12 protein-coding genes are annotated in these 12758 nt (G+C 65.3%); 2 read left to right on the plus strand and 10 right to left on the minus strand.

What is annotated here, in order from left to right:
• Positions 1-159: 159 nt before the first annotated feature.
• From QZY44_RS24605 to hoxE, 10 genes are all read right to left on the minus strand, one after another.
• On the minus strand, positions 160-624 hold the full coding sequence (locus tag QZY44_RS24605) for a hydrogenase maturation protease (RefSeq protein ID WP_295454357.1): 465 nt from the start codon (positions 622-624) through the stop codon (positions 160-162).
• A 10-nt stretch (positions 625-634) separates the two neighbouring features.
• Positions 635-1393: a pyruvate formate-lyase-activating protein gene (pflA, locus tag QZY44_RS24610; RefSeq protein WP_295454361.1), complete on the minus strand. Its 759-nt coding sequence runs from the start codon at positions 1391-1393 to the stop codon at positions 635-637.
• A 10-nt stretch (positions 1394-1403) separates the two neighbouring features.
• Complete coding sequence (gene pflB / locus QZY44_RS24615; RefSeq protein WP_295454363.1) at positions 1404-3722, minus strand: formate C-acetyltransferase; 2319 nt, start codon at positions 3720-3722, stop codon at positions 1404-1406.
• 367 nt (positions 3723-4089) lie between these two features.
• On the minus strand, positions 4090-5517 hold the full coding sequence (locus QZY44_RS24620; protein ID WP_295454365.1) for a Ni/Fe hydrogenase subunit alpha: 1428 nt from the start codon (positions 5515-5517) through the stop codon (positions 4090-4092).
• Between the two features lie 71 nt (positions 5518-5588).
• Positions 5589-5882, minus strand: coding sequence for a hypothetical protein (locus QZY44_RS24625; RefSeq protein ID WP_295454368.1), 294 nt, complete (start codon positions 5880-5882; stop codon positions 5589-5591).
• Positions 5883-5948: 66 nt separating this feature from the next.
• The gene (locus QZY44_RS24630; RefSeq protein ID WP_295454370.1) at positions 5949-6518 is read right to left on the minus strand and encodes an NADP oxidoreductase; all 570 of its coding nucleotides are present in this window, start codon (positions 6516-6518) and stop codon (positions 5949-5951) included.
• Entirely contained in the window at positions 6515-7261 is a 747-nt protein-coding gene (hoxU, locus tag QZY44_RS24635) for a bidirectional hydrogenase complex protein HoxU (protein WP_295454374.1), read from the minus strand. The genes QZY44_RS24630 and hoxU overlap by 4 nt, the downstream gene beginning before the upstream one ends.
• A 171-nt stretch (positions 7262-7432) precedes the next feature.
• Entirely contained in the window at positions 7433-7867 is a 435-nt protein-coding gene (locus tag QZY44_RS24640; protein ID WP_295454377.1) for a DUF29 domain-containing protein, read from the minus strand.
• On the minus strand, positions 7867-9480 hold the full coding sequence (nuoF, locus tag QZY44_RS24645) for an NADH-quinone oxidoreductase subunit NuoF (RefSeq protein WP_295454379.1): 1614 nt from the start codon (positions 9478-9480) through the stop codon (positions 7867-7869). The genes QZY44_RS24640 and nuoF overlap by 1 nt, the downstream gene beginning before the upstream one ends.
• Positions 9477-9977, minus strand: a complete 501-nt coding sequence (gene hoxE / locus QZY44_RS24650) for a bidirectional hydrogenase complex protein HoxE (protein WP_295454381.1) — start codon at positions 9975-9977, stop codon at positions 9477-9479. The genes nuoF and hoxE overlap by 4 nt, the downstream gene beginning before the upstream one ends.
• A 270-nt stretch (positions 9978-10247) precedes the next feature.
• On the opposite strand from hoxE, the gene QZY44_RS24655 reads away from it, so the two are divergent.
• Together QZY44_RS24655 and QZY44_RS24660 are read left to right on the plus strand one after the other, a co-directional pair.
• Positions 10248-12293 (plus strand): thioredoxin domain-containing protein, encoded by a 2046-nt coding sequence (locus QZY44_RS24655; RefSeq protein WP_295454383.1) that lies wholly within the window; start codon positions 10248-10250, stop codon positions 12291-12293.
• Entirely contained in the window at positions 12290-12721 is a 432-nt protein-coding gene (locus QZY44_RS24660; protein ID WP_295454385.1) for a hypothetical protein, read from the plus strand. The genes QZY44_RS24655 and QZY44_RS24660 overlap by 4 nt, the downstream gene beginning before the upstream one ends.
• Positions 12722-12758 lie beyond the last annotated feature (37 nt).

The following is a 12758-nucleotide window of genomic DNA, read 5'->3' on the forward strand; positions in this document are numbered from 1 at the left end:
GCTAAAGCCGCTCCCACGGGTGCTGCGCGCTCGGTCCTTGTGATTGCGGCTCAACGAAACCCCGCGCCGGATGACGATGGCCGGCTACCTGCCGTGGTCCGCCGTATCCTCAAATTTGGCATTGTCGCGGGGCGAGGGCGCTGGTCCGCGCAGCGGGCCCTACCGGGCGGGTAGCGGCTCGGCGATCAGCGCGCGCACCCGGGCCAGCATCGGCTCCAGGGCGGCGGTGGCGGTGGGGCTCAGGGCATAGTTGGCGTAGTCGAATGACTGACCGGTGGCAGAGACAAGATAGGCGGCGGGTTCGCGCTGGTAGAGGGTCTGACACCAGGCGAGGAGCTCCCGCGGGTCCAGGAAGTGGGCCATGCTGGAGAGCGCGGTGGCGTCAGGCTCCAGGCGGCGGACCCGCACCTCACCCGGTTCGCCCTCCACGGTGGCGTCGAGAAAGATCACCCGGTCGGCGGCGGCGATGTCCTCCGTGAGTTCCGCAGTGAGTATGTGGCGGGCGATGACGGTAACCCCTGCGGGCAGGGGGCCGGCCTCCAAGGCGTCGGCCGCCAGCGGGCCGATCGCGTCGTCGCCGCGGATGGGGCTGCCATAGCCGATGATCAGGGTCTTGGGGTTCATGTTCTCTGGCTCACAGCGGTGCCGTGGTCCCTTCGGAGCCGCCATAGACGGTCGCAATCCCATGCTCGCGAAAGATGGCAACGGCATGGGCCGTCTGTTCGTGCGTGGGGGTTGGCGTGTCGCTCAGGGTATAGGTCATGCCCTGTTCGGCCCATTTATGGATGCCCATGTTGTGGAACGGCAGGACCTCCACACGCTCGACGTTCGGCAGGTCCGCCGCGATCTGCGCCACGGCATGGATGTTGTCCTCGCCATCGGTCAGGCCCGGCACGAGCACAAAGCGCACCCAGATCGGCATGTCCCGCGCCCGCAATCGTTGCGCGAACTCCAGCGTCGGCTCCAGCGCCTTGCCGGTGATGCGCTCATACAGTTCCGGCAGGCCGGCCTTGATATCGAGCAGGACGAGATCCGTGACATCAAGCAATGAGTCAGGCGCGCGCCAGCCGGGGAAACCGCTGGTATCCAGCGCGGTGTGTAGCCCCATCTTCTTGCAGCCCCGCAGCAGTGCCTCGGTGAAGGCGGGCTGCACCAGCGGTTCGCCGCCGCTGATGGTCACACCACCGTGGGTATGCTGGAGATAGGGTTTGTAATCGGCAATCTCCTTGAGCAGTTCGGTGCTCGCCACCTGCCGGCCGTTGTTGATGTTCTGGCAGTCGGGGTTGTGACAATACAGGCAGGTCAGCCAACAGCCGCTCAGGAATACGACGAAGCGGACGCCGGGACCATCGAGGGTCCCGGCGGATTCCACCGCATGGACGTATCCGTCCACAGAGCCTGCTTCAGGCACAACAGCCATGGAAGGTCCGGTTGACGACGTCCAGCTGCTGTTCCCGCGTCAGCCTGACAAAGTTGACGGCATAGCCCGATACGCGGATGGTGAGCTGTGGATAGTTCTCCGGGTGCTCCATCGCATCCAGCAGTGCCTCGCGCTCCAGCACGTTGACATTGATATGCTGGGCCCCGTTGCTGTGCGGGTTCAGGCCGAAATAGGTATCCAGCAGCCCGGTCAGATTGGCCACCCGGTCATGCTCGGTGCGCCCGAGTGCGCCCGGGACGATCGAGAAGGTATAGGAGATGCCGTCCTGGGCCTGGCGGTAATCGAGCTTGGCCACGGATGACATGGAGGCCAGTGCGCCCTTCAGGTCGCGCCCGCTCATCGGATTGGCACCCGGGGCAAAGGGCTCGCCCTTCTTGCGCCCGTCCGGCGTCGCCCCGGTCTTCTTGCCATACACCACGTTGGAGGTGATGGTCAGGATCGACTGGGTGTGCATCGCGTTGCGGTAGGCTGGGATCTTCTTGAGCTTCTCCATGAAGGCCTCGGTCAACCAGCGGGCGATCGCGTCCACCCGCTCGTCGTTGTTGCCGAAGCGCGGCGGATCACCCTCGATGATGAAGTCCTGGGCCAGGCCATTCTCGTCACGCACCGCCGTGACCTTGGCATATTTGATGGCAGCCAATGAGTCGGCGACCACCGACAGGCCGGCCATGCCGCAGGCGAGGGTGCGCAGTACATCCTTGTCGTGCAGCGCCATTTCGAGCCGCTCGTAGGAATATTTGTCATGCATGTAATGGATGACGTTGAGCGCGCCCACATAGGTGCGGGCCAGCCAGTCCATCATCGGCAGGAAGTGGGAGATCACCTCCTCGTAATCCAGCACATTGGAGGAGATCGGCTCCAGGGCCGGCCCGATCTGCTCGCCGCTCAACTCGTCGCGGCCACCGTTCAGGGCATAGAGCATGCACTTGGCGATGTTGGCGCGGGCGCCGAAGAACTGCATCTGCTTGCCGATGCGCATCGGTGATACACAGCAGGCAATGCCATAGTCGTCACCCCAGAAGCCGCGCATGAGGTCGTCGTTCTCATACTGGATGGACGAGGTGCGGATGGAGGTGAGTGCGCAGAAGTCCTTGAAACCCTGCGGCAGGGCATGGGACCACAGGACGGTCAGGTTCGGCTCCGGCGCGGCACCCAGGGTATCGAGCGTATGCAGGAAGCGGAAGGATGACTTGGTCACCAGGGTGCGGCCATCGGCGCTCATGCCCCCGATCGACTCTGTCACCCAGGTCGGGTCGCCCGAGAACAGTGCATCATAGTCCGGGGTGCGCAGGAACTTCACGAGCCGCAGCTTGATGACGAATTGGTCGAACAGTTCCTGGGCCTGCGCCTCGGTCAGTCGGTGCGCCTTGAGATCCCGCTCGAAATAGATGTCGAGGAAGGTCGAGGTGCGCCCCAAGGACATGGCCGCGCCGTTCTGTTCCTTGATCGCGCCCAGATAGCCGAAGTAGAGCCACTGGACGGCTTCTTGGGCGGTACGGGCCGGTCCCGAGATATCATAGCCGTATTTGGCCGCCATGCCCTTCAGATCCTTCAGTGCCCGGATCTGGTCGCTCAACTCTTCGCGCTCGCGAATGACCTCGTCGATCATGCGCGCCTGGTCGGTCACATCCTTTTGCGCCACCCGTTCGGCAATCAGGTAGTCCACGCCGTACAGGGCGACGCGGCGATAGTCACCGATGATCCGGCCGCGGCCATAGGCGTCGGGCAGGCCGGTGATGATGCCGGACTTGCGTACCGCGCGCATTTCCGAGGTATAGCCGTCGAAGACGCCCTGGTTGTGCGATTTGCGATAGCGCCCGAAGACCTCTTGGATCGAGGGATCGATCTTGTAGCCATAGGCCTTAAGCCCGTCGACCACCATCTTGACCCCGCCGGTGGGCATGATCGCCCGCTTGAGTGGCTTTTCGGTCTGCAGGCCGACGATGATCTCGATTGCAGGGTCGATGTAGCCCGCGTCATGGGACATCAGGTCGGACGGCACACTGGTGTCGGCGTCGAGCACGCCGCCCTTCTCGTATTCTTGCCGCCGCAGGTCCAGAACATGGTCCCACAGCGCCTTGGTCGCCTTGGAGGCCCCGGCGAGAAAGCTGTGGTCACCCGTGTAGGGCGTGACATTACGCGTGATGAAGTCGCGCACGTCGATCTCGTGCTGCCAGGGGCCGGGGGTAAATCCAGCCCAGGACGTCTCGGCCGTATTGCCTTGGCCCCATGCCTGCCCGTCGCCGGCGAGAGCGGCGGTTTCAGTGTCTTGTCTGGTCATGTCCTTCTCTTTGAATTCCGGATAGTTTATCTGTTAGGCGTCGTTGCGGGGCAGTCGCGCTGGTCTAGCCGCGGTTTGCGACCAGCGTTGCGCAGCGCGTTCGCCATCCGCGGCGGGGTATGTCCTAGTGTTTATGTCAGACATACAGGGACTAAGCATTGTGGCCCTGGTCATGGTTGTCAACCGTGCCACCGGCACGTCAGGTGCCTATTATAACGATTGATAGAGGTAATGTTAAGTGCGGGTAGCCATTAGTCACTTCAATGCTGTAGCCGGAACCGCCATCGAGGCGCCCAACGGGTTGGACAGCCCAGGCGCGCCCGGTTGGCGCGCCTGGATGGCCTCATCGGCGTTCGCTCGACGCGCCCTAACCCCGGCTCAGCCGATCCACCACCAGGCCCGCGCTGTCCTTGAGCTCGATCACGAGCGGCATCTCACCGAAGGCGTGGGAGGCGCACGACAGGCAGGGGTCGTAGCAGCGGATCACCGCCTCGACCCGGTTCAACATGCCTTCCTGCAGGTTGTTACCGTCGACATAGGCATCGGCGACCTCGCGGATGGCCATATTCATGGCTAGATTGTTGTGGCCGGTCGCGATGATGAGGTTCACCCAGGTGACGAGCCCGTCGTCGTCGATCTTGTAGTGGTGCATCAGGGTGCCGCGTGGCGCCTCGGAGACGCCGATGCCCTCATCGCGATTGCTGCGGGCGCGGGCGCGGACCCGGGTGTCCAGGATCTCGGGGTCTTTGAGCAGGCGCTCCATCATCTCGAGCGCATAGATGATCTCCACCAACCGCGCATAGTGGTAGTGGAAGCTGCTGGCGATGGGGCCGGACTCCTGGAGCATGTGGAATTCGGCGAGCGCTACGTCGGCGTAGGGGGTGCCGCAGCTGTTGGCGTTGTTGAGCCGGGCCAGGGGGCCGACGCGATAGACGCCTTGTGGATAACCCATGGGCTTGTAGTAGGGGAACTTCATATAGCTGAAGTCCTCCACCGCCTCACCCACCAACCGCTCGTATTCCCAGGTGGGGACCATGTCCTCGAGGAGGTGGCCGCGGGCGTCCTTGACGCGCAGGAAGCCGTCGTAGTGCTCCAGGTTGCCCTCGGGGGAGACCAGGCTAAGGAACAGGGTGTCCTGGGTGCCGAAATGGCTCGCCTCGTCCTTGAACTTGGGGACCAAGGTCTTGAAGAAGGCGTAGGTGCGCTTGGCGATCTCCAGCCCCTCGGGGAGCATCTTGAGCATCGCCTCGCGCTTCTCGGGCGTCAGGGCCTCGGCGACACCGCCCGGTACCACCCAGGTCGGGTGGATCTTCTTGCCGCCCAGGGTCTCGATGATGGTCTGGCCGATCTGCCGCAGCCTGATCCCATCACGGGCGAGTGCCGGGTCCTGGCGCATCACGCCGAAGATGTTGCGGGTGGCCGGGTCCGAGTCCCATCCCAGGAGCAGGTCCGGGGAGGACAGATGGAAGAAGGACAGCGCGTGCGACTGGGTGATCTGGGCCAGGTTGATGATACGCCGCAGCTTCTCGGCGGTCGGCGGGATCGTGACCGAGAGCAGATGGTCGCACGCCTTGTTGGAGGCCAGCACATGGCTCACCGGGCAGATGCCGCAGGTGCGGGCCGTCAATGCCGGCATCTCGCGATAGGGGCGGCCCTCGCAAAACTTCTCGAAGCCGCGAAACTGGGTGAGGTGGAAGCGGGCGTCCTGCACCTCGCCCTGGTCGCCGAGTTGCAGGGTGATACGGGCATGCCCCTCGATGCGGGTAACCGGTTCGATGGTGACGGTGCGGCTCATGGGTGCAGTCCCCTTAGAATAAAGTCAGTGGAACGGTCCGGCCGGTGTGGCACGGCGCGCGTTCAAGCGGATCAGGTCGGAGTGGTCCCGGTCTCATTGGCCAGGGCACGCTCGGTGATTTCATGATAGAGCGAGATCAACTGGGTGGCGATTTGGTTGTATTCCGGGTGGCGATCCCACAGCGGCTTGAGTTCTCTGGCGCTGGTGAAGACCTCATTGAGGAAGTCGATGTCGAAGCTGTCCAGTGCGCCACCCGCGTCCACCTTGGCCTTGAGGTCCAACAGGCGGGGCAGGCGCTGGGTGCGCATCCGCTCCAGCAGGGCGACGATGACACCGGAGTCGGTTTGGGCGGTCTGGTCGGTCATGTGCAAATCACCAGGGATCAAAAAATGGACGCTAAGGGTCAGGAGGGACACGCGGCCGCTCGTCGATCAGGCCCCGAAGCGGGTCACCTTATTCGGGTCCGGCGTGCGCCCCTCGAGCAATTCACTCAGCACATAGAAAATGGCGTCGGCGTGGGGCGGGCAGCCGGGGACGAAGACGTCGACCTCTACGCACCCGTGGATGGGGCGTACCTGGCGGAACAGGGCCGGCAGGCCGACCGTCGGGATCTGGGGCTGGAGATCGACGGTCTCCCGGAAGGCCCGATTCAGCACGGCCTCCAGCTTGAACGGGTTGCGCATCGCCGGGACATTGCCGGTGACGGCGCAGTCACCCAGGCTGATCAGTAGCTTGCAGTGTTTGCGGAATTCCTGTGCGTGATGCAGGTCGGCTTCGTTACTGATGGATCCTTCCAGGATGCCCACGTCGACCTGGTCCGGTAACACCTTGGTGTCCACCAGTGGGCTATAGACGATGTCCAGCTTCTGGGCCAGGTCCACCAGGCGTTCGTCCATGTCCAGGAATGACATGTGGCAGCCGGAGCAGCCGTCCAGCCAGGCGGTGGCTACCGTGATCTTCTTATCGCTGACTGGGGTCGCGCTGACTGGGTTGTCGGTCATTGATGTGTCGCTCCTTGGGCGTGCCTGCGGCGGGCGAGGATGGGCAGGAAGTGTTTGTCTTTCACCATCTCTCCCGCGGACGTGCCCTGTTTCACCAGGGCCCCGGTGGGGCAGACCTGCACGCACTTGCCGCAGCCGGTGCAGGTGTCGCTCTCGCCCCAGGGGCGGGCCAAGTCGGTGATGACCTGGCAGTCGCTGCCGCGCCCCATCACGTCCCAGGTATGGGCGCCCTCGATCTCGTCGCAGACCCGCACGCAACGGGTGCACAGGATGCAGCGGTTGTGGTCGAGGCGGAACATCTCGTGTGAGCTGTCGACCTGATTGCGCGCCTGCCGGTAGGGGACGCTCACATGATCCACCCCGCACTTCTGCGCCATGGCCTGCAATTCACAATGGCTGTTGGAGACGCAGACCGAGCAGACGTGGCTGCGCTCCGCAAAGAGCAACTCCACGATGGTGCGGCGATAGCGGCGCAGGCGCGGCGTATCGGTGGAGACCTGCATGCCTTCGGCCACCATGGTGGAGCAGGCGGCGTAGAGCCGGGACTGGCCGGCCATCTCCACCAGGCACAGGCGACAACCGGCCCAGACGCTCAGGCCGTCCAGGTAGCACAGGCTCGGGATCGGGATCTTGTTCTCCCGGCAGACCTCAATGATGGTCTCATCCGCGCGGGCGGAGAAGTCTTTCCCGTCGATGGTCAGCGTGACGACGCGGACACTGGGTGCTGTTGCGGGTGGGGGCATGGGGGCTCCGGTTGCGTCGGGTGTCTTGGTCAACCAGGCCCGCCTCCCGGCGGGCCTGGGGTATGGATCTGTGATCAGGCGGAAGCTTGGGGCATCGGGGGTGTACCGGTGCCCCTATTAGCAGTGCGATTCATGTCTTGTCCCATAATATCAGTTGCCTGACTTCCGATTTCAGTCCGGCAGGTGATCCGGGTCAAGCAACTGATCCACGGTGAACGGGCACTGCGCCGGAAAGGTTTCTAACGTCAACCCAGTCTCCAGGCTCGCACGACTGCGCGCCGCCGGGTAACGGCGCGTCGCAATCTCCGGCAGCTTGGTTGCAAGGCTTGGGCTGTCCTCCAACAATTCTGCGATCTCGTCGCGGGCATTGTTGATCCACCGCCGCCAACTCACACCGCGCAGGCCCGGCTGATAGCGCCATTTGAGCAGATGCAGTATCAGGATCTTGAGGTGGCCGGCCAGGGCATGCTTCTGCTGTTTGCCCATGTCTTCCAATTCCTCGGCGATTTGATCGACATCCACCTCCGCCCAGCGACCCGCACGCAGACACGCGGCGCTATCGGTCGCCCAGGCGTAGAAATCACGATCGTGTTGCAGGCTTGACATCACTCGGCCTTCAGTTTTTCCTCATACTCGTTGCGGAAAAATCGCAGCGTACTCAAGACCGGATTCGGCGCCGTCTGACCCAGCCCACACAGGCTGGTGGCCTGCACCACCTCGCACAGTTCCTCCAGGAGCGCCAGGTCCTTGTGGGTGCCCTGACCCTTGGCGATGAGGTCCAAGAGCGCGTGCATCTGCTGGGTGCCGGCCCGGCAGGGGACGCACTTGCCGCAGGACTCGGTCATACAGAACTCCATGAAATAGCGCGCCACATCGACCATGTCGGAGGTCTCGTCCATCACGATCATGCCGCCGGAGCCCATGATGGTGCCGAGCGTCTTCAAACTATCGTAGTCCACCGGGATGTCCAGGTGTTCCGCCGGGATACAACCGCCGGAGGGACCGCCGGTCTGCACCGCTTTGAAGGCCTTGCCGTTGGGGATGCCGCCGCCGATCTCCTCGATGATCTCGCGTAGCGTGATGCCCATCGGCACCTCGATCAGCCCGATGTTGTTGATGGCGCCAGCGAGCGCGAAGACCTTGGTGCCCTTGGAGCGCTCGGTGCCGATGCCCGCATACCAGTCACCGCCCTCGCGAATGATGGGGGTGATGTTGGCGAAGGTCTCCACGTTGTTGATGAGCGTCGGGCAGCCCCACAGCCCCGACTCGGCCGGGACGGGTGGGCGCGGTCGGGGCTGGCCACGATTGCCCTCGATCGAGGCCATCAGCGCGGTCTCCTCACCGCAGACGAAGGCCCCGGCACCGAGCCGGATCTCCACATCGAAATTGAATTGGGTCTCACAGATGTGATTGCCCAGGAAGCCCGCGCGCTTGGCCTTGCGGATGGCGGTCGTGACGCGGTCCACCGCGAGCGGATATTCGGCGCGCAGATACACGTACCCCTTGTTCGCGCCGATGGCGTAGGCCGCGATGGCCATGCCCTCGAGCACCCGGTGGGGGTCAGACTCCAGGATGGCGCGGTCCATGAAAGCGCCCGGGTCGCCCTCGTCGGCGTTGCAGACGACATATTTCTGCCCGGTCGGCATCTTGGCGATGGTCGACCACTTGAGCCCCGTTGGGTAACCGCCGCCGCCGCGCCCGCGCAGACCGCTGGTGGTGACCTCGGCCACCACCGCGCCCGGGGTCATCTCGGTCAGTGCCTGGACCATCGAGCGGTAGCCGCCGACGGCCACATAGCCGGTGAAGCTTTCCGGGTCGATGATGCCGGTGTGCTCGCGCACGATGCGTTGCTGCCGGGTGAAGAAGGGCGCGTCGGTTGGGAAGCGGATCCGCGCGACCGGCTCCCCGCCCACGCTCGCCACGAGGTCCGCAGCGTCGTGCGGCGTTACCTCGCGATAAAGGACCTCCTCGCTCGGCGGCGCGTCCGTTTGGGCGACGGCCACCATGGGTCCGGCCGAGCACAGGCCCATACAGCCGACTGACTTGACCCGACAGGTGCCGGGGCCGTGCGCCTTGTGGGCCTCGGTCAGGGCCTCCAACACCGGCGGGGCGCCGGAGGATTGACAGCTCGTGGCCATGCAGACGCGGATCTCGGTGTCGATGCCGGCGAACTTGTCGCGGTGTTTCTGGGCCAACTCGTCGATATCATCAATATTCACTTGGCGGTCTCCAGCTCAAGGCGTTCCATCAGTTTCTCCGGGGTCAGCTTGCCCATGAGTTGGCCGTCCACGACCGCGGCCGAGGCCAGACCGCAGGCGCCGACACAGCGCGCGGTGAGGACCGACAGCTCGTCATCCTCCGTGGTCTCGCCCGGCTTCACGCCGTAGCGCTCCTCGATCGCACCCAAGAGTGCGCCGGCGCCTTTGATGTAACAGGCGGTGCCGGTGCAGACCACGCAGGCGTGGCGGCCCTTGGGCTTGAGCTGGAACAGGTGATAGAAGGTCGCGACCCCGTACACTTTCGACAGGGGCAGGTCCAGTGAGCCGGCGACGAACCGCATGGCCGTCTCGTCCAGGAACCCAAAGGACTCTTGCACACTGTGCAGGGCCTCGATCAGCGAATGGTCGGCGTAGCCGGTACGGCGCATCGTTGCGTTGACGAGCTTCCAGCGCTTGTCGTCGCTGGGCAGGGCGGGCCGGGTTTGCAGCAGGGACATGTCCCCTCCTTGTCGAGGGCCGTCAAAATGGATTGGGTTGAGCCGGGGGACGGGTCGACAGACGTCACGCGCGCGGCACCGGCCGGGTAGAGACTAACGCGCTAACGCCGCCCGGTCCATCCTTGTTTTTGGTGCACCACTGTCCGTATGTGCAAAAGCGGCGCGCGCGTTGCCCCGGAGGGCCGTCACGGCCGCTCCCCGCCGACGTGGAAAGCGGTCCTCACTGGCCCCACTGTCGCGGTATCCACCCATCCGTCGCGGACCCCGCCGATGACCAGCGCCCATCCACCCGGCCCCACCAACCGGCTCGCCGAGACCGCCAGCCCCTATCTTCAACAGCATGCCGCCAATCTGGTGGACTGGTGGCCGTGGTGCGCGGAGGCCCTGGCCCTGGCGTGCGCCCAGGACCGGCCCATCCTGCTTTCCATCGGTTACTCGGCCTGCCATTGGTGCCACGTGATGGCGCACGAGTCTTTCGAGGACCCGGCTACCGCGGATCTGATGAATCGGCTCTTCGTGAACATCAAGGTGGACCGGGAGGAGCGGCCGGACCTGGACCGCGTCTATCAGGTCGCCCACCAGCTCATCACCGGGCGCCCCGGCGGTTGGCCGCTGACTGTCTTTCTGACGCCGGACGCACTGTGCCCCTTCTTTGCCGGGACCTACTTCCCGCGAGCGCCCCGCCATGGTCTGCCCGGTTTCAGCCAACTGCTGCTCGGCGTGGAGTCGGCCTATCGCGAGCAGCGTGAGGCGATCCGGGCCCACGGGGTGGACCTGATGGCGACCCTGTCGGGGCTGGCGCCGGCAGGTTCCGCGCAGGTCCCGCAGGCCGCGGTGATGGACTCCGCGGCGGGACTGCTCGCGGAGCACTTCGATGGTGAGCAGGGCGGGTTTGGCGGGGCGCCGAAGTTTCCTCATGCCACCAATCTGGAGTTCCTGCTGCGCCGCTGGGCGGCCGCCGGACAGCAGGACGAGCTGGCACTGCGGATGGCCACCTTCACCCTGGCGCAGATGATCCGTGGTGGCATCAACGACCAACTCGGCGGCGGCTTCTGCCGTTACGCGGTGGACGAACTGTGGATGATCCCGCACTTCGAAAAGATGCTCTACGACAACGGCCCCCTGCTGGCGCTGTGCTGCGACGCCTGGGCTGCCACCGGTGAGCCATTGTTCCGGGACGCGTCCGTGGCGACCGCGGATTGGCTGGTGCGCGAGATGCAGTCACCGGCGGGCGGCTACTATGCGAGCCTGGACGCCGACAGCGAGGGTCACGAGGGCCGCTTCTATGTTTGGGACCGGGAGCATGTGCGCGCGCTGTTGACGCCAAAGGAGTACGGCCCCTTTGCGGCCGTCTACGGACTCGACCGGCCGGCGAATTTCGAGGGCCGGTGGCACCTGCACGGCTACCGCACCCCGGCCGCGGTGGCCGAGCATCAGGGGTTGCCGCTGGCGCAGGTCGAGGCACTGCTCGCCACCGCCCGCGCCACGCTGGCGGCGGAGCGCGAGGGTCGGGTGCGCCCGGCCCTGGACGACAAGGTCCTGACCGCCTGGAATGCGCTCGCCATCAAGGGCATGGCCCGCGCCGCCCGGGTCCTGGGACGCCCGGATTATCTGGAGTCGGCGCAGGCGGCCCGCGAATTCATCCACCGGACCCTATGGCGGGACGGCCGCTTGCTTGCCGCCTGCCGGGGTGAGCGTGCGCAGTTCACTGCCTACCTGGACGACTATGCCTATCTGCTGGATGCGCTGTTGGAACTGCTCCAGACCCGGTGGTCGGCGGCCGATCTGAAGTGGGCGGTGGAACTGGCGGAGGTCCTGCTCGATCAGTTCCACGACCCGGACGCGGGCGGCTTCTGGTTCACCGGCCGCGACCACGAACCACTGATCCAGCGGCCCAAGCCCTTGGGTGACGAGTCCATGGCGTCCGGCAACGGCATCGCCGCCTGGGCACTGCAACGCCTGGGGCACCTGGTAGGCGAACCCCGCTACCTGGACGCGGCGGCCGGGACGCTCAAGCTCGCGGCCGACTCCATCCGCCGTCTCCCCTCGGCCCATGCGAGCTTGCTGTTTGCGCTGGACGAGTGCCTGGACCCGCCCGAGACAGTCATCATCCGCGCCGACGCGGACCTGCTGGACGACTGGCGGGCCGCCGCGCAACAGGGCTACCAGCCGCGGCGACTGGTGCTGGCCATCCCCGACAGCGAAACCCACCTGCCCGGCGTGCTGGCGGGCATGAAGCCGGGCACCGGCCCGCGCGCCTACCGCTGCCGCGGGACCCAGTGCGAGCCGCCGGTCGAGGACCTTGCGCAGCTGTGAAACACCATGTGATGTGCGCCGGCTGCCTGCTGGGCGCAGTCGTCGTCGGTCTGGTCCTGCCAGGGGTACCCCGGGCCGACGGGCAGCAACAGGCCGCCCAGGGTTGGCTGCAACTGGAGCGGGATCAGCGGGAGGCGCGTCGCCAGGCCGAACCCATGACGCCGCAGGAGTCGCAGCGGCTGCAACTGCGCGAGTGGCAGGAGTCGACGCAGTTGCGCCAGACCCTGCAGGGGCAGCAGCGTGACCTCGATCTGCTGGAGCAGTCGCGCCGCCGGGACTTGGAGCGGTCGTCGCCACTGTCTCCAGCTGATATCCAGACCTTCGGACAGGAGATGCGCAACGTGCAGGCATTGGATGCGTTGCGTCTGCGACAGGACACGCAGCGTTTCATTGAGGGCACGCCGCTGGGGCGGTCCGGGACCCCCTAGGGTTTTCCGGCATCGTCCGGCTGAAGCCTCGACCTCC

The organism is uncultured Thiodictyon sp. (genome assembly GCA_903837595.1).
In the GTDB taxonomy this organism is placed as follows: domain Bacteria; phylum Pseudomonadota; class Gammaproteobacteria; order Chromatiales; family Chromatiaceae; genus Thiodictyon.

Excerpts from the sequence above, each read along its gene's own strand:
- QZY44_RS24630 (WP_295454370.1), bottom strand. The coding sequence starts at position 6,518 with ATGACCGACAACCCAGTCAGCGCGACCCCAGTCAGCGATAAGAAGATC.
- QZY44_RS24640 (WP_295454377.1), bottom strand. The coding sequence starts at position 7,867 with ATGTCAAGCCTGCAACACGATCGTGATTTCTACGCCTGGGCGACCGAT.
- QZY44_RS24620 (WP_295454365.1), bottom strand. The coding sequence starts at position 5,517 with ATGAGCCGCACCGTCACCATCGAACCGGTTACCCGCATCGAGGGGCAT.
- hoxU (WP_295454374.1), bottom strand. The coding sequence starts at position 7,261 with ATGCCCCCACCCGCAACAGCACCCAGTGTCCGCGTCGTCACGCTGACC.
- QZY44_RS24605 (WP_295454357.1), bottom strand. The coding sequence starts at position 624 with ATGAACCCCAAGACCCTGATCATCGGCTATGGCAGCCCCATCCGCGGC.
- QZY44_RS24625 (WP_295454368.1), bottom strand. The coding sequence starts at position 5,882 with ATGACCGACCAGACCGCCCAAACCGACTCCGGTGTCATCGTCGCCCTG.
- hoxE (WP_295454381.1), bottom strand. The coding sequence starts at position 9,977 with ATGTCCCTGCTGCAAACCCGGCCCGCCCTGCCCAGCGACGACAAGCGC.
- QZY44_RS24655 (WP_295454383.1), top strand. The coding sequence starts at position 10,248 with ATGACCAGCGCCCATCCACCCGGCCCCACCAACCGGCTCGCCGAGACC.
- pflB (WP_295454363.1), bottom strand. The coding sequence starts at position 3,722 with ATGACCAGACAAGACACTGAAACCGCCGCTCTCGCCGGCGACGGGCAG.